Annotated in this window: 23 protein-coding genes and 1 pseudogene; 7 read left to right on the top strand and 17 right to left on the bottom strand. The window is 67.7% G+C overall.

The genetic code is table 11. The features are described from left to right. Positions 1-52: 52 nt before the first annotated feature. From hslU to dapF, 8 genes are all read right to left on the bottom strand, one after another. Positions 53-1,396, bottom strand: a complete 1,344-nt coding sequence (gene hslU / locus HWX76_RS28635; RefSeq protein WP_050017933.1) for an ATP-dependent protease ATPase subunit HslU — start codon at positions 1,394-1,396, stop codon at positions 53-55. A 10-nt stretch (positions 1,397-1,406) separates the two neighbouring features. Next, the gene (hslV, locus tag HWX76_RS28640) at positions 1,407-1,943 is read right to left on the bottom strand and encodes an ATP-dependent protease subunit HslV (protein WP_006477497.1); all 537 of its coding nucleotides are present in this window, start codon (positions 1,941-1,943) and stop codon (positions 1,407-1,409) included. Positions 1,944-2,179: 236 nt separating this feature from the next. Further along, positions 2,180-2,596, bottom strand: a complete 417-nt coding sequence (dksA, locus tag HWX76_RS28645) for an RNA polymerase-binding protein DksA (RefSeq protein ID WP_006477498.1) — start codon at positions 2,594-2,596, stop codon at positions 2,180-2,182. Positions 2,597-3,090: 494 nt separating this feature from the next. After that, the gene (locus tag HWX76_RS28650; protein ID WP_176016704.1) at positions 3,091-4,173 is read right to left on the bottom strand and encodes a GTP-binding protein; all 1,083 of its coding nucleotides are present in this window, start codon (positions 4,171-4,173) and stop codon (positions 3,091-3,093) included. A gap of 188 nt (positions 4,174-4,361) precedes the next feature. Beyond that, positions 4,362-5,576: a class I SAM-dependent rRNA methyltransferase gene (locus HWX76_RS28655; RefSeq protein ID WP_050017945.1), complete on the bottom strand. Its 1,215-nt coding sequence runs from the start codon at positions 5,574-5,576 to the stop codon at positions 4,362-4,364. Positions 5,577-5,652: 76 nt separating this feature from the next. Beyond that, positions 5,653-6,573, bottom strand: a complete 921-nt coding sequence (gene xerC / locus HWX76_RS28660; protein WP_089488909.1) for a tyrosine recombinase XerC — start codon at positions 6,571-6,573, stop codon at positions 5,653-5,655. Positions 6,574-6,586: 13 nt separating this feature from the next. Further along, positions 6,587-7,312 carry a DUF484 family protein gene (locus tag HWX76_RS28665; protein WP_050017936.1) on the bottom strand — a complete coding sequence of 242 codons (726 nt, stop codon included), beginning with the start codon at positions 7,310-7,312 and terminating at the stop codon, positions 6,587-6,589. Between the two features lie 37 nt (positions 7,313-7,349). Then, positions 7,350-8,294, bottom strand: coding sequence for a diaminopimelate epimerase (dapF, locus tag HWX76_RS28670; RefSeq protein WP_176016705.1), 945 nt, complete (start codon positions 8,292-8,294; stop codon positions 7,350-7,352). Between the two features lie 134 nt (positions 8,295-8,428). Between dapF and HWX76_RS28675 the strand changes: the two are divergent. Continuing rightward, positions 8,429-8,569, top strand: a pseudogene (locus HWX76_RS28675) (addiction module antidote protein, HigA family); the annotation flags it as partial. A 34-nt stretch (positions 8,570-8,603) separates the two neighbouring features. Here HWX76_RS28675 and lpxL read toward each other — a convergent pair. Continuing rightward, positions 8,604-9,488, bottom strand: coding sequence for a lauroyl acyltransferase LpxL (lpxL, locus tag HWX76_RS28680; protein ID WP_089488908.1), 885 nt, complete (start codon positions 9,486-9,488; stop codon positions 8,604-8,606). A 265-nt stretch (positions 9,489-9,753) separates the two neighbouring features. On the opposite strand from lpxL, the gene metK reads away from it, so the two are divergent. Next, complete coding sequence (gene metK, locus HWX76_RS28685) at positions 9,754-10,941, top strand: methionine adenosyltransferase (protein WP_050017940.1); 1,188 nt, start codon at positions 9,754-9,756, stop codon at positions 10,939-10,941. Positions 10,942-11,050: 109 nt separating this feature from the next. Here metK and HWX76_RS28690 read toward each other — a convergent pair whose 3' ends face one another. Further along, positions 11,051-11,392, bottom strand: coding sequence for a hypothetical protein (locus HWX76_RS28690; protein WP_050017941.1), 342 nt, complete (start codon positions 11,390-11,392; stop codon positions 11,051-11,053). 352 nt (positions 11,393-11,744) lie between these two features. Between HWX76_RS28690 and HWX76_RS28695 the strand changes: the two genes are divergently transcribed. After that, positions 11,745-12,518 carry a phytanoyl-CoA dioxygenase family protein gene (locus tag HWX76_RS28695; RefSeq protein WP_050017942.1) on the top strand — a complete coding sequence of 258 codons (774 nt, stop codon included), beginning with the start codon at positions 11,745-11,747 and terminating at the stop codon, positions 12,516-12,518. A 150-nt stretch (positions 12,519-12,668) separates the two neighbouring features. On the opposite strand, the gene HWX76_RS28700 is transcribed toward HWX76_RS28695, so the two are convergent. Continuing rightward, positions 12,669-12,875, bottom strand: a complete 207-nt coding sequence (locus HWX76_RS28700) for a DUF3185 family protein (RefSeq protein ID WP_006477510.1) — start codon at positions 12,873-12,875, stop codon at positions 12,669-12,671. A 193-nt stretch (positions 12,876-13,068) separates the two neighbouring features. On the opposite strand from HWX76_RS28700, the gene mgrA reads away from it, so the two are divergent. Then, the gene (gene mgrA, locus HWX76_RS28705; protein ID WP_050017943.1) at positions 13,069-14,112 is read left to right on the top strand and encodes an L-glyceraldehyde 3-phosphate reductase; all 1,044 of its coding nucleotides are present in this window, start codon (positions 13,069-13,071) and stop codon (positions 14,110-14,112) included. Between the two features lie 105 nt (positions 14,113-14,217). Here the strand turns inward: mgrA and HWX76_RS28710 are convergent, their stop codons facing one another. Continuing rightward, positions 14,218-14,403 (bottom strand): hypothetical protein, encoded by a 186-nt coding sequence (locus HWX76_RS28710; protein ID WP_006482800.1) that lies wholly within the window; start codon positions 14,401-14,403, stop codon positions 14,218-14,220. 353 nt (positions 14,404-14,756) lie between these two features. Further along, on the bottom strand, positions 14,757-15,644 hold the full coding sequence (locus HWX76_RS28715) for a DMT family transporter (protein ID WP_089488945.1): 888 nt from the start codon (positions 15,642-15,644) through the stop codon (positions 14,757-14,759). 806 nt (positions 15,645-16,450) lie between these two features. On the opposite strand from HWX76_RS28715, the gene HWX76_RS28720 reads away from it, so the two are divergent. Both HWX76_RS28720 and HWX76_RS28725 read left to right on the top strand, forming a co-directional pair. Beyond that, positions 16,451-16,663 carry a hypothetical protein gene (locus tag HWX76_RS28720; protein ID WP_006477514.1) on the top strand — a complete coding sequence of 71 codons (213 nt, stop codon included), beginning with the start codon at positions 16,451-16,453 and terminating at the stop codon, positions 16,661-16,663. Positions 16,664-16,702: 39 nt separating this feature from the next. Then, positions 16,703-17,725: a serine/threonine protein kinase gene (locus HWX76_RS28725; RefSeq protein WP_126363822.1), complete on the top strand. Its 1,023-nt coding sequence runs from the start codon at positions 16,703-16,705 to the stop codon at positions 17,723-17,725. A 77-nt stretch (positions 17,726-17,802) separates the two neighbouring features. Here the strand turns inward: HWX76_RS28725 and HWX76_RS28730 are convergent, their stop codons facing one another. Both HWX76_RS28730 and HWX76_RS28735 read right to left on the bottom strand, forming a co-directional pair. Further along, positions 17,803-19,245 (bottom strand): coniferyl aldehyde dehydrogenase, encoded by a 1,443-nt coding sequence (locus tag HWX76_RS28730; RefSeq protein ID WP_124631158.1) that lies wholly within the window; start codon positions 19,243-19,245, stop codon positions 17,803-17,805. After that, the gene (locus HWX76_RS28735) at positions 19,242-19,748 is read right to left on the bottom strand and encodes a hypothetical protein (RefSeq protein WP_176016706.1); all 507 of its coding nucleotides are present in this window, start codon (positions 19,746-19,748) and stop codon (positions 19,242-19,244) included. Before HWX76_RS28735 ends, HWX76_RS28730 begins: the two co-directional genes overlap by 4 nt. A 503-nt stretch (positions 19,749-20,251) precedes the next feature. Here HWX76_RS28735 and HWX76_RS28740 point away from each other — a divergent pair. Next, positions 20,252-21,892, top strand: a complete 1,641-nt coding sequence (locus HWX76_RS28740; protein ID WP_089488904.1) for a GMC family oxidoreductase N-terminal domain-containing protein — start codon at positions 20,252-20,254, stop codon at positions 21,890-21,892. Between the two features lie 33 nt (positions 21,893-21,925). Here HWX76_RS28740 and HWX76_RS28745 read toward each other — a convergent pair whose 3' ends face one another. Both HWX76_RS28745 and fliJ read right to left on the bottom strand, forming a co-directional pair. Then, on the bottom strand, positions 21,926-23,296 hold the full coding sequence (locus HWX76_RS28745; protein WP_176016707.1) for a flagellar hook-length control protein FliK: 1,371 nt from the start codon (positions 23,294-23,296) through the stop codon (positions 21,926-21,928). A 31-nt stretch (positions 23,297-23,327) separates the two neighbouring features. Further along, the gene (fliJ, locus tag HWX76_RS28750; RefSeq protein WP_050014220.1) at positions 23,328-23,786 is read right to left on the bottom strand and encodes a flagellar export protein FliJ; all 459 of its coding nucleotides are present in this window, start codon (positions 23,784-23,786) and stop codon (positions 23,328-23,330) included. Between the last annotated feature and the right edge of the window lie 5 nt (positions 23,787-23,791).

The following is a 23,791-nucleotide window of genomic DNA, read 5'->3' on the forward strand; positions in this document are numbered from 1 at the left end:
AAACGGGCGACCCCCGAAGGGGCCGCCCGTCTCGCATCCGGCGCCGCGCGCGTTACAGCACGTAGCGCGACAGGTCTTCGTCCTGCGACACTTCGCCGAGTGCGCGGTCGACATACTTCGCGTCGATCGTCACGCGCTCGCTCGCATGGTTGCCCGCCGAGAACGACACTTCCTCGAGCAGTTTCTCGATCACCGTGTACAGCCGGCGCGCGCCGATGTTCTCGGTTTTCTCGTTGACCGCGAACGCGATCTCCGCGAGACGGCGGATGCCGTCGTCGGCGAATTCGAGCTGTACGTCTTCGGTCGCGAGCAGCGCCTGGTACTGCTTGACGAGGCTCGCGTCGGTCGCGACGAGGATCGCTTCGAAGTCGTTCACCGACAGCGAATCGAGTTCGACGCGGATCGGGAAGCGGCCCTGCAGTTCCGGAATCAGGTCGCTCGGCTTCGCGAGGTGGAACGCGCCGCTCGCGATGAACAGGATGTGATCGGTCTTCACCATCCCGTACTTCGTGTTGACCGTCGTGCCTTCGACGAGCGGCAGCAGGTCGCGCTGCACGCCCTGGCGCGACACTTCGCCGCCGCTGCCTTCGTTGTTGCGCGACGTGATCTTGTCGATCTCGTCGAGGAACACGATGCCGTTCTGCTCGACGTTCTGCACGGCCTTCGTCTTCACTTCCTCTTCGTTCAGCATCTTCGCCGCTTCCTCGTCGGTCAGCAGCTTCAGCGCTTCCTTGATTTTCACCTTGCGGCGCTGCTTCTTGCCGCTGCCGAGGTTCGAGAACATCGAGCGGATCTGCTCGGTCATCTCTTCCATCCCGGGCGGCGCCATGATGTCCATGCCGACCGACGGCTGCTCGAGGTCGAGCTCGACTTCCTTGTCGTCGAGCTGGCCTTCGCGCAGGCGCTTGCGGAACGTCTGACGGGTTGCGTTGTTGTCGTCGTTCGCGTGCTCGGCATTGCCGCCGAAGCCGACCGCGCGCGGTTGCGGCAGCAGGATGTCGAGGATGCGGTCTTCGGCCTGGTCGGTCGCCTTGCTGCGCACCTTGCGCATTTCGGATTCGCGCGTCTGCTTGACCGAGATCTCGATCAGGTCGCGCACGATGCTGTCGACGTCGCGGCCGACGTAGCCGACTTCGGTGAACTTGGTCGCTTCGATCTTGATGAACGGCGCATCGGCGAGCTTCGCGAGGCGGCGCGCGATTTCGGTCTTGCCGACGCCCGTCGGCCCGATCATCAGGATGTTCTTCGGCGTGATTTCCTGGCGCAGCGGCTCGGCGACCTGCTGGCGGCGCCAGCGGTTGCGCAGCGCGACGGCGACGGCCTTCTTCGCCTTCGCCTGGCCGATGATGTGCTTGTCGAGTTCCGAGACGATCTCGGCAGGGGTCATGGTGCTCATGGGGCTGTCCTTACTCGATCGTTTCGATGATGCGGTTGTGGTTCGTGTAGATGCACATGTCGCCGGCGATCCCGAGCGACTTCTCGACGATCTCGCGCGGCGACAGCTCGGTGTTCTCGACGAGCGCGCGGGCCGCGGCCTGCGCGTACGCACCGCCCGAGCCAATCGCGCAGATCCCGCCTTCCGGGTCGAGCACGTCGCCATTGCCGGTGATCACGAGCGTGGTGGTCGCATCGGCCGTGATCAGCATCGCCTCGAGGCGGCGCAGCATCCGGTCGGTGCGCCAGTCCTTCGCGAGCTCGACGGCCGCACGGGTCAGGTTGCCCTGGTGCTTCTCGAGCTTCGCCTCGAAGCGGTCGAGCAGCGAGAACGCATCGGCGGTGCCGCCCGCGAATCCGACCAGCACCTGGTTGTTGTAGATCCGCCGCACTTTCCGCGCGCCACCCTTCATGACGATGTTGCCGAGGGTTACCTGGCCGTCGCCGCCGAGCGCGACCTTGTCGCCGCGCCGGACCGAAACGATGGTCGTGCCGTGAAATTGCTCCATCTGCGTTCCTTGAGAAAAACGGGGGAAGGCGGGGGCGCGGGGCGCCGCCGCGTAAATCTCGCAGTGCGCCGGGAAGCGGCCCGGCGCGCGTCCGTTTCATTTTAGGGCGGGCGCCGGGATATCAAGAGGGGAAGGCAAATCGGCCGGCGGCCGGGAATCGGTGCCGGAAAAACAAAAAGCGCGCGGCAGGCCGCGCGCTTTCGGGAAGCAGCGTGTTTGAGCGGAATGCCGCCCGATCAGTCGCCGAACAGCTTCTGGCGCAGCTCGCGGCGCTCCTGCGCCTCGAGCGACAGCGTGGCGGTCGGACGCGCGAGCAGGCGCGGAATGCCGATCGGCTCGCCGGTTTCCTCGCACCAGCCGTAATCGCCGGAATCGATGCGGGCGAGCGACTGCTGAACCTTCTTGAGGAGCTTGCGTTCGCGGTCGCGCGTACGCAGCTCGAGCGCGTGCTCTTCCTCGATCGTCGCGCGGTCGGCGGGATCGGGGACGATCACCGTCTCGCGCAGGTTCTCGGTCGTCTGGCCTGCATTCTTGAGGATGTCCGCCTGCAACTGTTCGAGCCGATTTTTGAAGAAGGCGAGCTGATCCTCATTCATGTAATCCTTGTCGCTCATCTTCAGGATTTCGGCTTCGGTCAAGAGTTTCTTCGTCATCTGCTTGCTTCTTCAATGTGCGGCAAATCGAGAGATATTGCCTGCACTTTGGGATTACCCGCAACCGCGTTTGCATTCATTTGCGATTTGCCGCCGCGGGGCCGAAAGCCTCTGGAAACCGGTTCTCAAATACCAGGATAGGCCTGGCGCGGAGTTGTGCGCGCTGCGAACCGGTGTGCTGCGCGGCACATCGCATCGGCCGCGGCCGGGAGGCGGATGGGCGATCCGGCGCGGTTGCGATGCCCGGAAAACTGGTTCAGCAAGAACCGGGCCTGTTTGTTGCCGTACTCCAGCGGGCACGTATTGTAACTGAATCGCAAGCGGGCGCCGTATCGGGTCGATCCCCGTCGGCTGCGCCAATATCTAGAAAATATAACGCGCAAATCGCGAAAAAGCGATGACGGCGAAACCCTGCCCGAAAAAGGCGCCGCGCGGCGGCCGCCACCGCCCGGGCTGGCGGCCGGGCGGCGGGGCGCGGCGGGCGCCCGCGCGGGTCAGGCGAGGCAGGCGTCGAGGCCGTCGGTGATCAGGTCCTGCGGCAGGTCGACGCCGATGAACACCATCTTGTTGGTCTTCTTCTCGACCGGCAGCCACTTCGCCGCGAGGTCGCTGCCCATCATCTGGTGCACGCCCTGGAACACGACCTTGCGGTCGACGCCCTTCATGTACAGCACGCCCTTGTAGCGCAGCATCCGCTCGCCGTAGATCTGCAGGATGCCGCCGAGGAAGTCTTCCAGCTTGTTCGGGTCGAACGGGCGGTCGTTGCGGTACACGAACGACTTGATCTTGTCGTCGTGGTGCGCGTGGTGGTGGTGATGATGGTGGCCATGGTCGTGATCGTGCGCGCATTGACCGTGATCGTGGTCGCAATTCGCGTGATCGTGATCATGACCGTGATCGTGGTGAGCGTGCGCGTGATCGTCCTCGGCGAGGAAATCGGGATCGATCTCGAGCTTCGCGTTCAGGTTGAAGCCGCGCAGGTCGAAGATTTCCTTGATGTCCGCTTCGCCGAAATTCACGACCTTGATCGCGGCCTTCGGGTTCATGTGCATCAGGCGGTGCTTGAGGCCCGCGACAGTCTGGTCGTCGACGAGGTCCGACTTCGTGATGAACAGGCGATCGGCGAAACCGACCTGGCGCTGCACGACCTCGTGTTCGTCGAGCTGCGCGTTCGCGTGCTTCGCGTCGACCAGCGTGATGACCGCGTCGAGCAGGAAATCGTCGGCGATTTCGCTGTCGATGAAGAACGTCTGGGCGACGGGGCCCGGGTTCGCGAGGCCGGTCGTCTCGATCACGATGCGGTCGAAGTCGAGCTTGCCTTCGCGCTTCTTCGCGGCGAGATCGCCGAGCGTGCGCGCGAGGTCGCCGCGGATCGTGCAGCAGATGCAGCCGTTGCTCATCTGGATGATCTGCTCGTTCGAATCCTGGATGAGGATTTCGTTGTCGATGTTCTCTTCACCGAACTCGTTCTCGATCACGGCGATCTTCATGCCGTGCTGTTCGTTCAGGATGCGCTTGAGCAGCGTCGTCTTGCCGCTGCCGAGGAAGCCGGTGAGGATGGTGACGGGAGTGGCCATGTCAATCGCCTGTGGTTCGTGAATCGGGGTCAAAACAGGATGTGCGTCGCGCCCTCGCGCTGCGAGCCGGGGCGCACAACCAACAATTGAAACATACCTGTCAAGTTCCCGCCCGTCGTCCGGACGACAGGCGGCAACGCAGCGCCGCCAATGGGACGGGCGCGGTTGTCCGCGCTAGATCGGGGCGATCAGACGATTTGCAACAGCAGGCCCTTCAGATATTCGCCTTCCGGGAACGCGGCGAGCAGCGGATGATCGACGCCCGCGCCGAGCCGTTTCAGGATGCGCGCGTCGACCTTCGCGTCGGCGGCCGCGCCCGCGACGATCTTCTGGAACAGGTCCATGTCGATCGCGCCCGAGCACGAGTACGTGAACAGCAGGCCGCCCGGACGCAGCAGCTTGAAGCCGCTCAGGTTGATGTCCTTGTACGCGCGCGCCGCACGATCGACGCTGTCGCGCGTCGGCGCGAACTTCGGCGGATCGAGCACGATCAGGTCGAAACGCTCGCCTTCGTCGACGAGGCGGCGCAGCGTCTTGAACGCATCGGCGTCGAGCCAGGTCGCGCGTTCGGCGTCGAAGCCGTTGGCGACGACGTTCTGCTGCGCGAGCGCGAGCGCATCGCCCGACGAATCGATCGATACGACGCGTTTCGCGCCGCCCTTGAGCGCCGCGAGCGAGAAGCCGCCGGTGTAGCAGAAGCAGTTCAGCACGTCGCGGTCGGCCGCGTACTGCGCGACGAGCGCGCGGTTGTCGCGCTGGTCGACGTAGAAGCCCGTCTTGTGGCCGTTCGGCACGTCGACGTGATAGCGCACGCCGTTTTCGTTCGCGATCAGCGTCGCGGGCGGCGCGTCGCCGGCCAGCACGCCGGTCGTCTGTTCCAGCCCTTCCTTGTCGCGGATCGACACGTCCGAGCGCTCGTACACGTTCGGGCAGCCGGTCGCGCCGGTGAGCGCCGCGACGATCGCGTCCTTCCACGCTTCGACGCCCGCGGCCATGAACTGGCAGACGAGCTGGCCGCGCGGCGCGGCGCCGGCTTCGGCGGTATCCGCGACGTAGTAGTCGACGACCAGCCCCGGCAGCCCGTCGGCTTCGCCGAACACGAGCCGCACCGCGCCCGTGCCCGACACCATCGTCGTGCGGTGCGCGACCGCGCGCTGCACGCGGCGCTTGAAGAACGCGTGATCGATCGGCTCGTGCTCGTCGAAGCTCCACACCCGCACGCGGATCTGCGACTGCGGGCTGTACGCGCCGCGCGCGAGGAAGCGGCCGTCGTGCGCGCGCACGAGCACGGTCGCGCCGGGCGCGGGCTTGCCGTCGACGCGGTCGATCGCATTGGCGTAGATCCACGGATGGCGGCGCAGCAGCGATTTTTCCTTGGACGGCTTGAGGGTGACGGTTTGCATGATGAGATCGAAATGGGCCGCGCGCGACGCCGGCCGGTGCCGGCCGCCGCGCGCGGCGGGTAACACGGGGCGCGCGTCAGTCGCGCTTCTTCGCGCGCGGATGCGCGCTGTCGTAAATCTTCGCGAGATGCTGGAAGTCGAGCGACGTATAGATCTGCGTCGCGGCGACGCTCGCGTGGCCGAGCAGTTCCTGCACCGCGCGCAGGTCGCCGCTCGACTGCAGCACGTGCGTCGCGAACGAGTGGCGCAGCACGTGCGGGTGGACGTTGGCGGGAATGCCGGCGGCGAGCGCCGCGCGCTTCACGCGCTCGCGCACGACGCCCGGCGACATCCGGTTGCCGCGCACCGACACGAACAGCGGATGCGGATCGTGCTTCACGAATTCGTCGCGCACCGCGAGCCACGCGTTCAGCGCGTCGATCGCCTTGCGGCCGACCGGCACCTTGCGCTCCTTGTTGCCCTTGCCGCGCACGGTGACCTCGGCTTCGGCGAGGTCGAGCCAGCCGGCCGAGCGGTAGCCGTCGGCCTGCGTGTACCGGACGTCGAGCCCGACCAGCTCGGCGAGGCGCAGCCCCGACGAATAGAACAGCTCGAGGATCGCGTGATCGCGGATGCCTTCGGTCGTGTCGGGCAGCGGCGTATCCATGAGCGTGACCGCATCGTCGACCGACAGCGCTTTGGGCAGCGATTTCTCGCGTTTGGGCGCGCGGACCCCGGCGACGGGATTCGCGGGCATCTCGACGCGCTGCGCGAACCAACGATAGAACGCACGCCATGCGGAAAGCCGGTGCGAGATCGAGCGCGCGGACAGCCCGGCCGCGTGCCCGCGCACGACCGCGCCGCGCATGTCGGCGGCGGTCAATGCGTCGAGCGGCCGGCCGGCCGCGAGCTTCTTCAGTTCGTCCAGTTCGTGCGTGTACGCGCGCAGCGTGTGTTCCGACAACTGCCTGACATGCTTCAGGTTCGACAGGTAGGCGGCGATCGGATCGTCGGTCATCGCGTGCGGCGGATCAGTGCGGCAGCAGGCGCGTGAGCGCGGCGCTCGCGAGCGTCGCGATCTGCGCGAGGAAGTCGGTCGCCATCCCGTCGTGGAAGCGGCGCGGATCGGGCGAGCCGAGCACGAGCAGGCCGAACGCGGGCGCGTCGTTGCCGGCGAGCGGCGCGCGCAGCGCGAGCAGCGCGACCGATGCGGCCGCACCGTCGCCGGCCGGCGCGGCTTCGGCGCCTTCCGCCGCGCTCGCGGCCGGGGCGGCGAGCGCGGGGGCGAGCCACTGGGCGGCCTCGAAGCCCGTGTTCGCGCCGCAGTACGGCGTCGACAGGCCGTTCGCGAACAGGCGCACTTCCTCGCCGACCTGGCGGGCGAAATCGGCTTGCGCGTAGGTGTCGGCGACGTCCCACACGCGCAGCGCCGTCTGCGGCACGTCGAACACGTCGGCGATGCCGTCGGCGATCGTGCGCGGCAGCGCGTACGGATCGCGTTCCGCGATCACGCGCGCGGTCCAGCGGCTGAACTTCGCGGACAGGCTGTCGTTCTCGTGGCCGTAGCGCACGAGTTCGGCGAGCCGGCGCTCGAGATGCTTGTTCTTGTCGCGCAGCATCTCCATCTGCCGCTCCTGCAGCGAGATCGCGGCCTTGCCGTGCGGGTTCGCGAGACGGATCGTCGCGAGCAGCTCGGCGTGCTGCGCGAAGAATTCGGGATTGGCGAGCAGGTAGTCGGCGACTTCGCGATCGTTCATGTGGCTGGCGCGTTCAGTTATCAAGGACGTTGCAGGGTCAGGCGTTCAGGTCGATCTCGCCTTCGAACACGGTCGTGGCGGGGCCGGCCATCATCAGCGCGGCGGCTTCGTCGCGCGCGCCGTCCCAGCCGATCGTCAGCGTGCCGCCGTGGGTGTGCACGGTCACGGGCGAATCGAGCACGCCGCGCCGGATGCCGGCCGCGACCGCCGCGCATGCGCCGGTGCCGCACGCGAGCGTCTCGCCCGCGCCGCGTTCGTACACGCGCAGCTTCACCTCGTGGCGCGACACGATCTGCATGAAGCCGGCGTTCACGCGCTGCGGGAAGCGCGCATGGCGCTCGATCAGCGGGCCTTCTTCCAGCACCGGATACGCCTCGACATCGTCGACGACCTGCACCGCGTGCGGGTTGCCCATCGACACCGTCGAGATCCAGCGCGTCGCGCCGCCGACGTCGAGCGGCCACAGCGTGTCGTTGCCTTCCTTGCGGCCGTCGAGGCCCGTCGCGCCTGGACCGGCCGTATCGAACGGCACCTGTGCCGGCGCGAACACGGGCGCGCCCATGTCGACGACGACTTCGCCGTTGTCCTGCAGCGTCAGCGTAATCAGGCCCTTCATGACCTGCACGCGCACGCTGCGCTTGTCGGTCAGGCCGCGGTCGCTGACGAACTTCACGAAACAGCGCGCGCCGTTGCCGCAGTGTTCGACCTCGCCGCCGTCGCAATTGAAGATCCGGTACTTGAAATCCGCGCCGTCGACGGTCGGCTTCTCGACCAGCAGCAACTGGTCGGCGCCGATGCCGAAGTGGCGGTTGGCGAGCGCGCGCACCTGCGCGTCGGTGAGCGGCGGCAGCGCGCGCGAATAGCCGTCGAGCACGACGAAGTCGTTGCCCGCGCCGTGCATCTTGGTGAACGAGAGTTTCACTGGGTCCGGAATTCCATGGCGAACAAGGCGGTCGGCACGACACGGACGGCCGCCGGCCATGCCGGGCGGCCTCGTTCGTCGTGCTGATCTCAACCGCAAATGATACATGCAGCCGACAGGGGCGTCCCGCGCGGGCGGGGCCGCGCGTCTGTCGTGCAGATGGGAAGGGGCGCTATTTGCCGATCGGCCGACTGGACATGGCGTTGCGGCTCGAGGCGTGGCTCGGCGAGGAAAACGGGGGAAAGGCCGATCTGTGGCTCGCGCAGCAGTCGGCCTACGATCTCGGGCAGGCGCGCGCGAAGGGCGCGCCGAAGGTGGCGAGGGCGCAGGCGCGCGCATGGCGGCGCACCCGCGAACGTCGCGGCAGGGTCAGTACAGGCTCGGCTCGCCGGGCGGGCGCGTCTTGAAGCGCTTGTGCACCCAGTAGTACTGCTCGGGCATCAGCGGAATCTGTTCCTCGAGGAATGCGTTCATCCGCCGCGCGTCGAGATCGTCGTCGCCGGTCGGGTAGTGATCCCACGGCTTGAATACCTTCAGACGGTAGCCCTTGTAGTTCGGCAGCACCTCGCCGATGAACGGCACGACCTGCGCGCGGCCCGTCTTCGCGAGCCGGCCGACGGCCGTCAGCGTGCAGGCCGGCACGCCGAAGAACGGGACGAACGTCGAGTTGCGCAGCCCGTAGTCCATGTCCGCGCCGAGCATCACCGGCTTGCGGTCGCGCAGCCAGCGCAGCACGACGCGCGCGCTGTCCGCGCGGCCGACCATCTCGGCGTCGAAGCGCCCGCGCGCCTTCTTCGCCTCTTCCTCGAGCACCGCGTTCGAGAACGGCTGGTAAAGCGATCCGCAGCGGCGGTGCAGCGACCGGTTCAGCCAGATCGAACCGGCCTCGATGCCGACGAAGTGCAGGCCGAGGAACAGCGTCGGCGGCAGGTCGGGATCGTCGAGATCGACCGCGCTGTCGACCTGGATCAGCTTCGCGAGCTTCTTCTCCGAGCCGAACCACTGGACGCTGCGCTCGACGTAGCTGCGGATCGCATGACGGAAATGCTGGCCGGCCACTTCCTCGCGCCGTTCGTCGCTCCAGTCGGGGAAGCAGAGTTTCAGATTCGTATGTACGATGCGCTTTCGCCGGCTGGGGATCTGATACAGCAGCCAGCCGAGGCCATCGCCGAACCGTGCGGTCAGACCGTACGGCAGCAGGGCGAGCAGCTTCAGCAAGCCGATGGCGAGGTGCGTGCCGAGGCGGCCTAGCATGCGGAATCTCCGTGGGGCCGGCTGGCCGGCACGTTGCGAACAGGGTGGTAAGACAGCGGAAGATGCAGCACGGGCGGCGCTCTGTGACAATTCAGGAAAGCCGCTATAATACGGGCTTCGCCGAGTTAACTGACAACTTGCGGGGCGAAGCCGGCTGGCGCGACACACGCTGCCCGGTCCTGGTAATCCGCTAAAGCGTCGCCGCTTCAGGCCCAACGAAGCTGGCTACGTGAAACCAACCGTAACCACACAGGAGCCTGAAAAAGTGGCAAACGATTATCTCTTCACGTCCGAATCCGTCTCCGAAGGCCATCCGGACAAGGTCGCGGACCAAATCTCGGACGCGATTCTCGACGCCATCCTCGAGCAGGACAAATACTCCCGCGTTGCGGCCGAAACGCTGTGCAACACGGGTCTCGTCGTGCTGGCTGGTGAAATCACCACGACGGCCAACATCGATTACATCCAGATCGCGCGCGATACGATCAAGCGCATCGGCTACGACAACACCGACTACGGCATCGACTACAAGGGTTGCGCGGTGCTCGTCGCGTACGACAAGCAGTCGCCGGACATCGCGCAGGGCGTCGATCGCGCGCACGACGACAACCTCGACCAAGGCGCGGGCGACCAGGGCCTGATGTTCGGCTATGCGTGCGACGAAACGCCGGAACTGATGCCGCTGCCGATCTACCTGTCGCACCGGCTCGTCGAGCGCCAGGCCAGCCTGCGCCGCGACGGTCGCCTGCAATGGCTGCGTCCGGACGCGAAGTCGCAGGTCACCGTCCGCTACGTCGACGGCAAGCCCGATTCGATCGACACCGTCGTGCTGTCGACGCAGCATGCGCCGGACATCGAGCTGCCGGCGCTGCGCGAAGCGGTGATCGAGGAAATCATCAAGCCGACGCTGCCGGCCGACCTGATCAAGGGCGACATCAAGTTCCTCGTGAACCCGACCGGCCGGTTCGTGATCGGCGGCCCGCAAGGCGATTGCGGCCTGACCGGCCGCAAGATCATCGTCGATACCTACGGCGGTGCCGCACCGCACGGCGGCGGCGCGTTCTCGGGCAAGGATCCGTCGAAGGTCGACCGTTCGGCTGCGTATGCGGGCCGCTACGTCGCGAAGAACATCGTCGCGGCCGGCCTCGCGTCGCGCGCGCTGATCCAGGTGTCGTACGCGATCGGCGTGGCCGAGCCGACCTCGGTGATGGTCAACACGTTCGGCACGGGCCGCGTGTCGGATGCGGTGATCACGAAGCTCGTGCGCGAGCATTTCGATCTGCGTCCGAAGGGCATCATCAAGATGCTCGACCTGCTGCGCCCGATCTACGAGAAGACGGCAGCTTACGGCCATTTCGGCCGCGAAGAGCCGGAATTCTCGTGGGAAGCGACCGACAAGGCGCTCGTGCTGGCCGAAGCGGCCGGCGTGGAGCCGACGGCACGCGTCGCGTAAGCGTCGTCCGCCTGAAATGAAAAACCCCGGCCAGGCCGGGGTTTTTTTATGGGTTCGATCGCCGGGGCAACGGTGGCGATCGGGCGGACAACGCCCGCCGGGCGCCCGCTCAACGCGCGCCGAACCCGAACCAGCCGTTGCTGGCCGCGAGGCGGCGCGGGCGGTTGATGCGGCGCTGCGGGCCGAGCTTGCGGCGCAGCGCGAGCGCGCGCAGCGACGACGGCTTCTGCAGCAGCGAGCGCAGGCCGGCGCGGCGAGCGAACGCCTGCGCGCTCATCATCGAGAAAAACGCGTGGAACCACGCACGGATGCCGTCCAGCCGGCTGTGCGGGTGCGTACGTTCGGCCAGCGCCTGCGTGCGTGCGCGATGATGGCGCAGCGAGCGGACAGGAGCGGGCGACACGACGCGCTTGGCAGTGCGGTTGAAACGGGAAGTCAGACGGAATGGCATGTGAACGATGCTTCGCTTGTATGGGTGGCGCCCTGCAGAGCACACTGGTATGAACGGCCTCGGATGACGCAACGGATCTTATCGAAACCCGTTGCGCGCCGCGCCCGCCAGAATTGACAGGCCGCGTCAGGCTACAGGGGATTCATGACGCGCAAAAGTCGCGATAAACCCTTGTGCCGCAACGCGTGTGCCGCATACCGCCTGTCGCTGAGGCAGGCGCCGCGTCGCACAGTTCCCTTGCGCTGGATCAAATCCGCGATTGGCATGCCCCTGCGCACGACAATGGCGCTGTTCGTGGTATCCGGCGCCGATTTACAATCGTCACATTCACACAATAAACGTCTGGCATCCCATGTCGTCTCCATTGCAGTCGGAATCGATCCGCGCGCAAGTCGCGGAATTGCGCGAGCGCGGCTTCGTCGTCGCGCGCGGCCTCGTCGGCGAAGCGCAGTGCGCGGCGCTCAGGCAGATCGCGGAGCGCCAGTTGCGGGAGGCCGCCGAGCCGATCGAGTTCGAGGCCGACCTGCGCTATCCGGGCGCGCCCGAGTCGAAGCATGCGCCGGGCGGGCATACGGTGCGACGGCTGCTCGATGCGTATTCGCGCGATCCGGCGTTCGCCGCGCGCGCGATCGCGCCCGAGATCGGCGCATGGATGCGCGAGTATTTCGGTGAAGAGCCGGTGCTGTCGCGCGCGCATCACAACTGCATGATGACGAAGCACCCGGCGTACGGCAGCCTGACCGGCTGGCATCGCGATTTCCGCTACTGGGCGTTCGAGCGCCCGGACATGGTCTCGGTGTGGCTTGCGCTCGGGCCGGAAACCAACGAGAACGGCGCGCTGTGGCTGGTGCCGGGTTCGCATACGGCCGAATTCGGGCCGGAAGCGTTCGACGACGCGAAGTTCTTCCGCAGCGATCTGCCGGAAAACCGCAGGATGATCGACGCGGCCACGTGCCCGTCGCTGCAGACGGGCGACGTCGTGTTCTTCCACAGCAACACGCTGCATTCGGCCGGGCAGAACCGTTCCGACCAGGTGAAGTTCTCGCTCGTGTACACGTATCACGGCGCGAGCAACCGGCCGCTGCCCGGCACACGCTCGGCGTCGAAGCCGGAAGTGCCGTTCTAGGTTCGGATCGGACGGGCGGCGACACCGCGGCGGTCACGCGATGCGGCGCATCGCGGGCGTTTGAAGCAACGGGCGGCCTGGCCGCCCGTTTCGTTTGACGCGGCCCGAGCCGTGCGACGCGGGCCGTTCGTATGTCGCGCGGCGGCGCGCTCAGCGCTTGCCGCCCGGCATCGCGAGGCCGATCAGGCCGACGAACGACGCGACGGCGCCGCCGACGATCAGCAGGATCGTCTTCGTCGCCGGCGAGCCGGTGAAGAAGCGCGACACGTTGTCGTTGATCGAATGGAACGACTGGCCGCCGAAATACAGCAGCACGACGCCGCCGACGAGCAGTGCAACCGAGATGACCCGGGACATACCAACCTCGCTGAAACGGTGATTCGAGACGCCGCAGTGTAGGCGAGCGCCGCGGTCGCGTCCATCGTCGTGCCGCCGTGCACGATCCGGCCGCTTTCGCTACCATAGTCGTCGTATGACTTCTTCGCCGCCGTCGCGCCATGGGCGCGGCCGGCGCGCGTCCCTTCCCCCGATGTCCTGACGGAACAGACTCATGGCCTACGAAGCAGCTTCCGAACGTTATGCCGGCATGCAATACCGCACCTGCGGCAAATCCGGGCTCCAACTGCCCGCCCTGTCGCTCGGTCTGTGGCACAACTTCGGCGATTCGACGCCGATCTCGACGCAGCGCGAGATCCTGCGCACCGCGTTCGACCTCGGCATCAACCACTTCGACCTCGCGAACAACTACGGGCCGCCGTACGGGAGCGCCGAAACCAACTTTGGCCGACTGCTGAAGGAGGATTTCCGGCCGTATCGCGACGAGCTGCTGATCTCGACGAAGGCCGGCTGGGACATGTGGCCGGGGCCGTACGGCAGCGGCGGCGGATCGCGCAAGTACGTGCTGGCGAGCCTCGACCAGAGCCTGCAGCGGATGGGGCTCGACTACGTCGACATCTTCTACTCGCACCGTTTCGACGCGCATACGCCGCTCGAGGAAACCGCCGGCGCGCTCGCATCGGCGGTGCAGCAGGGCAAGGCGCTGTATATCGGCATTTCGTCGTACTCGGCCGCGAAGACGCGCGAGATGGCCGCGCTGCTCGCGCAATACAAGGTGCCGCTGCTGATTCACCAGCCGTCGTACAACCTGCTGAACCGCTGGATCGAAGAGGATCTGCTCGGTACGCTCGACGACGTCGGCGCGGGCAGCATCGCGTTCACGCCGCTCGCGCAGGGCCTGCTCACGTCGAAGTACCTGAACGGCGTGCCGGCCGACGCGCGCGTGAACAAGCCGGGCGGCGGCTCGCTGAAGCAGGATCACCTGAGCGCGGACAACCTCGAGCATGTGCGCAAGCTCAACGCGATCGCCGAACGGCGCGGCCAGAGCCTTGCACAGATGGCGCTGGCGTGGGTGCTGCGTAACGGCCGCGTGACGTCCGCGCTGATCGGTGCGAGCCGGGCCGAGCAGGTGCGCGAGAACGTCGGTGCGTTGAAGAACCTCGAATTCTCCGCTGAGGAACTCACGGAGATCGATCGTTACGCGACGGAAGGCGGCATCAATCTGTGGGAAAAGCCCTCCACGGATCAGGCGATCTGATCGAAAGTCGATACGGGATGCGAAACATCGCGTGCCGTATCGGTCACGCGCAGGCAGTCCGTCGCGTCGCTGCGGGGCAGCGACGCACGTCACGCGCCGATGGCGCTAGATCAGCGCAGGCAGGCCTTCAACGAGCAACACAGCGACGCCGACGCCGAGAATGACGCCGAGTACGCGCAGCAGGTTGTGACGGAATTGCGTGGCGCATGGCACCGCGCCGAGAAATAGCGCTCCGGCCAGCGCCATCGGAATCAACAGAATGAAGTCGCCGATCGTGAAATAGGTCGTCATGCGTGTCTCCAGTGTCGGCCGAAGTGGGCGCTTCAGTGCTTGCCTGGCGGCTCCATCCCTGCGGGATATCGGCCCGAAACGGCACGCGTGCGCTCACCCCGGTCCCATGCCGGGTGTTTCTAGTGGGTCCGGCCCGTCGTACGCAGGCCGGTCAATTCGAGTATAGGCAACCGGCGGCGTTTTTCGCTATCCGAACCATTAAAAATCAGCGGAAAGCCGCGGGAATCCCGCGGTTTTCGCGCAAACAAGACGAACGCCTTGCGCGTATCTTTCCCGTTCCTTTCGATTTTCGCGGAATCGTCGTATGTGTCCGATGCGGGCCGCCGCACCCGCGGGCGCGGCGGCCCGCCCGCTCACGCGCGGTCGGGTTGCGGGCGGCCGGCCGGCGCGCGGAACACGAGCGCGAGCCCCGCGATGATCGCGCCCATGCCGGCAAGCGCGAGCGGCTCGGGCCGGTTGCCGAGCCACGCGGCGTCCATCAGCGTGGTGACGACGGGCACGAGATAGAACAGGCTCGTCACGTTGACGAGATCGCCGCGCTGCATCAACCGGTAGAACAGCAGTTGCGCGATCACCGAAATCACGATGCCGAGCCACAGCAGCGGCACGACGAACGCCCAGCTCATATCGAACGACACCGGCCGGAACGGCACGATCGCGACGCACAGCGCGAGGCCGATCGCATTCTGCAGCGGCAGCACGTCGGCGGGCGCCGCGCGGACGCGCTTTTGCAGCAGCGAGCCGACGGTCAGCGCGACGAGCGCCGTGAGCGCGCACGCGACGCCGGCAGCCGACAGGCCGCCCGTCCCGCCGCTCACGCCGCGGCCGACGACGAGCGCGAGGCCGGCGAGCGATAGCGCGAGTCCCGCGATGCGCACCGGTTGCCAGCGACGCTCGACGATCGCGAGCGTGAGGATCGGCTGCACGCCGAGGATCGTCGCGAGCACGCCGGGCGCGATGCCGCGCTCGAGCGCGAGCAGGTAGAAGATCGAATAGCCGCCCATCATCAGCAAGCCGGTCAGCGCGGCCATGCGCCGCTCGCCGCGCGGCGGCAGCCAGCGTTTGCGCATGAACGCCAGCGCGAGCAGCACGAGCGATGCGAGCGCGAAGCGGGCGGTGAGAAAGGCGAACGCGGACGCGTGACGCAGACCGAGTTCGGCGAAGATCGCGCCGCTGCTCCACAGCAGTACGAAGAGCGACGTCGCGCCATGCGCGGCGAGCGCGCGTTTGAACGAAACCATGTGAATCCACCTGTCGAACGGATCGAAACGTTCCATTCGCGCGCGCGGCAACACGTCGTGCGTCATGACGCACGTACCTGTGACCAACGGGGCGAATGGAAGACGAAAACGGATGCCGGCGAGTCAGCCGGCGCGTGCCGCCGAAGGGGGCGGCGCGGCGCAGACGAGCGGCGGTGCGACAGGGGGAGGAAGGACCGACGGATGCGCGCACGCCCGCGGCCGCGAGTCGAACTGCGGCCGGGATTTTGCGAGGGCGGACGTGAGCGGATACATCGTGTCGGAGTGCGGTTGAACGCGAATGAAAGGTTAAGGTACCGCAAGGCAGCCATCGAACGCAACTGCTGTCGGCGGCTGCATATCGCGAGCGACATGTCGCGCCGATGCAGGCCGATGCCGGTGCGCGCGCAAGCGTTCGACGAACGGTGGATAGCGATCGGCATGCGATGCGCGCGACGTGATTCCGGTCGGCCGCGCGAAGTGTTCCGATGATTCCGCAGCGGCGAAGCGAAGCGGCACGCGCGTTGCGTCAACATGCGCGCGCGGCGGCGCCGGGCGGTTTCGGTGGGCAGTCACATTCGACAGGGTATGATGGGGGTAACCGGGCGGGCAAGTACGTGCCCGACGCAGTGGTTGATTGGAGACATTCGACGAATTCGCGGCACTTCGCCTGCTTCTTCTTCTTTTCGCGCTTCGATAAACCGTGAACAATGGGATCACGCGCAACGCTCCGCCGAGAGCGGCGCGGATCGTGCATTTGCCGGCTCGCCAGCGGGCCGGGTTTCAAGATTCAAGAGTGGGGAACCATCATGCATATCGGGTCGATCGTCTGCACTACCCATATCGCGGTGCCGAAGGGCGCGCGCGGCATCGTCCAGCGCATCCTGGGCGACATGGCCATGGTGACCTGGTACGCGGGCGTGCCGGGTGAGTCGAAAGAACTCAACACCGAGCCTTTCTTTCTCGAGGACCTGATCGACACCGGCGAATCCGTTCTGCCGGCCGGCGCGGCGCTTCACTAAGGCTCGTCTTTCGGTCCGGCTGGCGGCACAATGCGGGGCATGACAGACGCCACTTCCGCTCCCGCTTCCCCCGCCAGCCCGCCGTTCGCCGGCCTCACGCCCGAGTGCGTGCTCGACGCGCTCGACAGCGTGTTGATGCCGGCCGGCCTGCGCACCGACGGGCGCCTGCTCGCCCTCAACAGCTACGAAAACCGCGTCTACCAGGTCGGCATCGAAGACGGCCCGCCGGTCGTCGCGAAGTTCTATCGCCCGGCGCGCTGGTCCGACGACGCGATCCTCGAAGAGCATGCGTTCGTCGCCGAACTCGCCGCGCGCGAGATTCCGGCGGTGCCCGCGCGTGCCTTCGACGGCCGCACGCTGCACGCGTTCGACGGCTTCCGATTCTCGATCTTCGAGCGGCGCGGCGGCCGCGCACCCGATCTCGACCGCAGCGACACGCTCGAATGGCTCGGCCGCTTCATCGGCCGCATTCATGCGGTCGGCGCGACGCAGCCGTATGTCGCGCGTCCCGTGCTCGACATCGCCACGTTCGGCTACGAGCCGCGCGACTACCTGCTCGCGCACGATTTCATTCCGGATGATGTAAGACCGGCGTACGAGACCGCGGTCAAGCTCGCGCTCGAAGGCGTCGAGGCCGCGTTCGAGCGCGCCGGAGAGATCCGCCTGCTGCGCACGCACGGCGACTGTCATCCGAGCAACGTACTGTGGACCGATGCCGGCCCGCATTTCGTCGACTTCGACGACAGCCGGATGGCGCCGGCCGTGCAGGATCTGTGGCTGCTGCTGCCGGGCGATCGCGAAGGCGCATCGCGCGCGCTGGCCGACCTGCTCGCCGGCTACGAGGATTTCTGCGAATTCGAGCCGCGCGAGCTGCATCTGGTCGAAGCGCTGCGCACGCTGCGGCTGATCCACTATGCGGCGTGGCTCGCGCGGCGCTGGGACGATCCCGCGTTTCCGGCCGCCTTCCCGTGGTTCAACACGCATCGTTACTGGGAAGCGCGCGTGCTCGAACTGCGCGAGCAGATCGGCGCGATGCAGGAAGGGCCGCTCTGGCCCGTGTGACGTGTGGCGGCTGCATGCGCGGCATCCATGCCGCGCGGCAGCTTCGCCGGGGCCGCGGCGCGACGCGGCCCGCCCTCTCAGAACTTCAGCATCAGCTTGATCAGCGCGGCGAAGCGCTTGCCGTACGGCGGTGCGAGCAGGTTGCGCGCGTTCAGCCGCGCCTGCGTGAGCACCGGCTTCATCTTCGAGAACGTCACGAAGCCGTCGTAGCCGTGATATGCGCCCATGCCGCTCGCGCCGACGCCGCCGAACGGCAAGCTGCCGCACGCGATGTGCATCAGCGTTTCGTTGATCGACACGCCGCCCGAGACCGTTTCGCGCATCACGCGGTCGATCGTGCCGCCATCCTCGTCGAACAGGTATAGCGCGAGCGGACGCGGGCGCGCATTGACGTACGCAATCGCTTCGTCGAGCCGTTCGTACGGCACGAGCGGCAGCAGCGGCCCGAAGATTTCCTCCTGCATCAGTGGCGACGCGGCCGGCACCTGCGTGACCGCGCACGGCACGAAGCGGCGCGACACCGGATCGGACTGCGCGTCGGACAGCGGATGCAGCTGCGCGCCGGCGGCCTGCGCATCGCTTGCCAGTTGCTGCAGGCGTGCGTAGTGACGCGGCGACACGATCGTCGTGTAGTCGCCGTTGGTCGACAGGTCCGGATACAGCTTCGCGAAGCGGGCCCGCGCGCGTTCGATGAACGCGCCTTCCATGCCGCGCGGCAGCAGCACGTAGTCGGGCGCGATGCAGGTCTGGCCGGCGTTCAGCGTCTTGCCGGCGACGATCGCGTCGACGGCCGCGTCGAAGCGCGCATTCGGGCCGACGATCGCCGGCGACTTGCCGCCGAGTTCCAGCGTGACGGGCGTGAGGTTGTCGGCGGCCGCGCGCATCACGTGGCGGCCGACCTGCGTCGAGCCGGTGAACAGCAGATGGTCGAACGGCAGTGCGCTGAACGCGGCGCCGACTTCCGCGTCGCCGTTCACGACCGCGACGTGGTCGCGCGTGAAGGTCTTGCCGATCAGTTGCTCGAACAGCGCCGACGTGCGCGGCGTCAGTTCGGACATCTTGATGATCGCGCGGTTGCCGGCGGCGAGCGCGCAGATCAGCGGGCCCGCGGCGAGCAGCACCGGGTAGTTCCACGGCACGACGATGCCGACCACGCCGAGCGGTTGCGGAATCACCTTCGCGCGCGCCGGGCGCAGCCACTTGTTCATCGGCTTGCGGATCGGCTTCATCCAGCGCTTGCCGTGCGTCAGCGCATCGTCGATCTCTTCCTTCGCCATCCAGATTTCCGACAGCAGCACTTCCTGCTTCGCGCGATGGCCGAAATCGGCGCTGATTGCGTCGGCGAGCGCATCCGCGTGATCGATCAGCATCGTGCGCAGCGCGCGCAGGTGCTGCGCGCGCGTGTCCCATGCCGGGTACGGTGCGCGCAGGTACGCCGCGCGCTGGTCGTGCAGCAGCGACGTCAGCGCATCGACCGACGGCAGTGCTTGCGGGGCCAGTTCGGGCAGGTCGTTCTTCATGTCGTCTCCTCCAGTTGGGCCTGGCTGATCGGCCGGCCGTCACGCCGCACGCGCACGCTCGGCGCGCGCGGCGACGCGGATCGGGTGATGCGTGTCGCCCGGCGCGGGGCCGGATGCGACGGGTGCTCGAAAACCGGTTTCAGCACGCGGCAAGCGTCGTATCCGCGCGACGGTGTCCGCGTCCGAACGTCGTGCCGCACGGCATGCGCATACGAGCCGATACGGTGACGCGCGGGCACGCGATGCCGTCTCGCGATCGTCTGCCGGTGTACCGCGGCGGCGCAGCGCGACAGATCCGCGGCGGTGGCTCGCCGCGGATCGTTCGGCGGCGGCGACACACCGTCCAAACGGTCGGCGACGACACGTGCCGTTCGATTTCGACCGACTGCGCGCATGGCGCCGTGCATCGTCGCGCGGGCCGCCGTTTGAAATGAAATGCGGACCGCGCGCGTGACCGCCGGATCACCCGGTCGGCACGCGGCCGGCAGGCGTTGGCGCTGCATCGTCGTTCCTCCCGTTTCGCGACGAATCGGCTTCTCGTGGCCGGTGCATCGCGCGACGCGACTCGATACATCTTAAATTTAGTTCACGCGGGCGTTTAGAGGAATCGCTCTTGAATCGGCGCGCCGCGCACGGGACGGCCATTCCTACAATGCCCCGAGGGTCTGTTTGCAGATGGAACACGCATGCGTTGCCATGAGAACGGCCGCTCGCGAGGCGCGCGACGCCGCGAATACTGACGTATTCGCAAGGAGTGCAACGCGGCGAGCGGCCGTTCTCATGGCAACCCCAAATTAAAAAATCATGTAACGGGAATGCCCGAAATCGCCCGTATGGCGGCGTCGCTCGTCGCTTGTTTGGCTCGGCCAAACGGCGCTCCTCGCTCCTTGCCCTACGGGCGATTTCGGGCATTCGCATGCGTGTTCCATCTGCAAACAGACCCTCCAGAGGAGACGCGGTCGCGCGGCGGTGCCGGGCGCCTTCCATGACACGACGGAGACGTGACATGCAATACGACTACATCATCGTCGGCGGCGGCTCGGGCGGCGCGAGCCTCGCCGGCCGTCTCGCCGATGCCTGCCCCGATGCGACGATCGCGCTGATCGAGGCCGGCTCGCATACGGAGCGCAACCTGCTCGTCAACATGCCGGTCGGCATCGCGGCGCTGGTGCCGTTCAAGCTCGGCACCAACTACGGCTACGAAACGGTGCCGCAGCCGGGCCTCGGCGGGCGGCGCGGTTATCAGCCGCGCGGGCGCGGGATGGGCGGCTCGAGCGCGATCAACGCGATGATCTACACGCGCGGCCACCCGACCGACTACGACGAGTGGGCGCAGCTCGGCGCGACGGGCTGGGGTTGGCAGGACGTGCTGCCGTATTTCCGCCGCGCGGAAGGCAACGAACGCGGCGCGGACGCATGGCACGGCGCGGACGGGCCGCTGTCGGTATCGGATCTGCGCTTTCGCAATCCGTTCTCCGAACGATTCATCCAGGCCGCGCACGCGGCCGGCTATCCGCTGAACGACGACTTCAACGGGGCGACGCAGGAAGGCGTCGGCTTCTATCAGGTCACGCATCGCGACGGCTCGCGCTGCAGCGTGGCGCGTGCGTACATTTACGGCCGCAACCGGCCGAACCTGCACGTGGTCCCCGATGCGACGGTGCTGCGCGTCGGCTTCGACGGCAAGCGCGCGGTCGGCGTCGTCGTGTCGCGCAACGGGCGGGTCGAGACGCTCGGCGCGCGCGCGGAAGTGGTCCTGTCGGCCGGCGCGTTCAATTCGCCGCAACTGCTGATGTGTTCGGGGATCGGCCCGGCCGATCAGTTGCGTCGGCACGGGATCGCGGTCGTGCAGGATGCGCCGGACGTCGGCGCGAACCTGATCGACCACATCGACTTCATCATCAACACCCGCGTGAATTCGTCGGAACTGGTCGGCGTGTGCGTGCGCGGGATCGCGAAGATGACGCCCGCGCTCGTGCGCTATTTCTCGAGCCGCACCGGGATGATGACGAGCAACGTCGCGGAGGCCGGCGGCTTCATCAAGAGCGATCCGTCGCTCGCGCGGCCCGACCTGCAACTGCATTTCTGCACGGCGCTCGTCGACGATCACAACCGCAAGATGCACTGGGGTTTCGGCTATTCGCTGCACGTGTGCGCGCTGCGGCCGTTCAGCCGCGGCACGGTCGCGCTCGCGAGCGGCGATGCGCGCGACGCGCCGCTGATCGATCCGCGCTTCTTCAGCGATTCACGCGACCTCGACCTGCTGGTGCGCGGTACGCACGCGATGCGCCGCATCCTGTCGCAGGCGCCGCTCGCGTCGCACGGCGGGCGCGAGCTGTACACGCGGCCGGACCAGAGCGAAGCGGAGCTGCGCGCGACGATCGTCGCGCATGCGGACACGATCTATCACCCGGTCGGCACCTGCCGGATGGGCTCGGATGTGCGCGCGGTCGTCGATCCGCAACTGCGCGTGCGCGGCGTCGACGGGCTGCGGGTAGTGGATGCGTCGGTGATGCCGACGCTGGTCGGCGGGAACACGAATGCGCCGTCGGTGATGATCGGCGAACGCGCGGCGGACTTCATCGTCGCCGCGCGCAAGGGCGGCGTCCCGCGCGGCGAGGCGGCTGCCGCGGTGCACGGCCGCTGAACGCGGCGCGCGCACGGCAGCAGCGGCCCATGCTCAGGCAAACGTATCGACGAGGCCGGCGCGGCTCGCGCGCGCGGCGACCGGTGCGGATTGCGCGGCGTCGACGGGTGCATCGACGGCTGACGGTCCGCCGTTCCCGCGTCGCGGCGACTGGCCGCCGGCGAAGGTCTGCTGCGGGTTTTGCTGCTGTTGCTGCGAAGCGAAACCGCCGTCGCTGACGGTCGCGCTGCCGAGCCCGAGCCCGCCCGCTTCCATCGCTTCGCGCAGCTTCGGCAGCGCGGCTTCGACCGCGTCGCGCACCTGCGCGTGCTGCGACACGAACAGTGCGTGCGCATGGTTGTCCGCGACGCGCAGCACGACCTGCAGCGGCCCGAGATCGGGCGGGTTGAGCGTCAGCTCGGCGCTCTGCTGGTGCGCATTCGACAGGAACACCACCTTCTGGCTCAGCGCATCCGTCCAGTCGGCCGTGCCGACGTGCGGCGCGAGCACGTGCGCGTTGGCGGCGGCGATCGCGCCGGCTGCCGGCGACAGTTGCAGGTTCGCCTGCGCGGCTGCGGCAGCCGTTGCGCCGGCCGCGAGCGTCGCGCTGGCGGCCGGGTCCGTCGCGTTGCTGGCCGCCGCGAGCGCGTGCTGGACGCCGGACTGCGCGTTCGCGTCGGCCTGCAGTGTCTGCGCGGTGATCTGGGTCGGCGTCGGTTGCGTGGCGAGCGCGCCTTTCGCGTCGGCGAGCGTGCGGTCGAAGGTCGGCACTTTCGGCGTCAGCGGTGCGGCGGCGTTCGATGCGGTTGCGGCCGGCGTCGTCGGCGTGGCGGCGGCGGTCGCGCCGGTCGCCGGCATCGCGATCGCGCCCGCGCCGCCCGTCAGCTTGGCGAGCGCCGCTTGCAGCGCGTCGCGGCTCGATGCCGGGTCGGTCGGTTGGGTGGCCGCGTCCTGGGCTGCATGATCGGCGAGCGTCGCCGTGGCGTCCGGCTGGCCGGACACGGCCGTCTTTTGCGTCGTGGCCGCGGCGGCAACGGCCGCGGCGGTCGCCGCGTCGGCCGGCGTCGCGGTGTCCGGGCGCGCCTGCAATTGCGCCTGCACGGCCGCGGCGGCCGCAAGCGCGGCGGCGTCGGGGTTGACGGCGGCGTTCGCGGTCGTGTCGTCGGTCGCCTTGTCGTCATCCGTGCCGGACGGTTTCGCGCCGGCGGCCGGCTTCGACGCAGCCTGTTGGGTCGACGCGTCCGGCGTGCCGGCGTTGGCCGTATCGCCGCGCGTGGCGACGCTTTGCTTGAGCGTCTGCGCGAACGGCGCGGCGCTCGTGGCGGCCGACGCATCGTTGGCGGCGGACGAACCCGAGCCGCGGGCGGCCTTGAGTGCGGCGCCGGCGGTGTCGAGCAGCGCGCCGAGCAGGGGCAGGGGAGGCATGACGGTTCTCTCGTTCGAATGCGGTGGTCGGTTACGACGAACGGGCCGCGTCGGCCCGCATGCGCAGGATCTTCGCGGCGTGTTCGTCGGCGTCGCGCTGTTCGCGCCGGGCGTCGCGCTGTGCTTCCTGCGCGACGCCGCGCGCCTGCAGGATTTCATACGAGCCGACGGTACGTTTCTTCTGCTGCCAGTTCGGGCGCGCCTCGTCGATGCGGACGTCGGCCGCGGCGAGCACGCTGCGCTGCTGCGCGATCGCGGCATCGAGCGTGTCGATGAACGCCTGGAAATTGCGCCAGTTGCCGGCCGGCATCCCGCTTTGCGCGGATTGCGCGAAGCGCGCGTGATATTCGTCGCGATAGCGCAGCAGCGCGTCGAGCTGTTCGGCCGCCGCGGTGCGGTCGCGCTGCGCGGTGCCGAGCTGCTTCGCGGCCGAGTCGAGGTCGTCCTGCGCACGGTCGAGCAGCAACTGAAGGGGAAAGCCGTGGGCCATCGGGA

Source organism: Burkholderia sp. BCC0398 (genome assembly GCF_902833245.1).
In the GTDB taxonomy this organism is placed as follows: Bacteria; Pseudomonadota; Gammaproteobacteria; order Burkholderiales; family Burkholderiaceae; genus Burkholderia; species Burkholderia sola.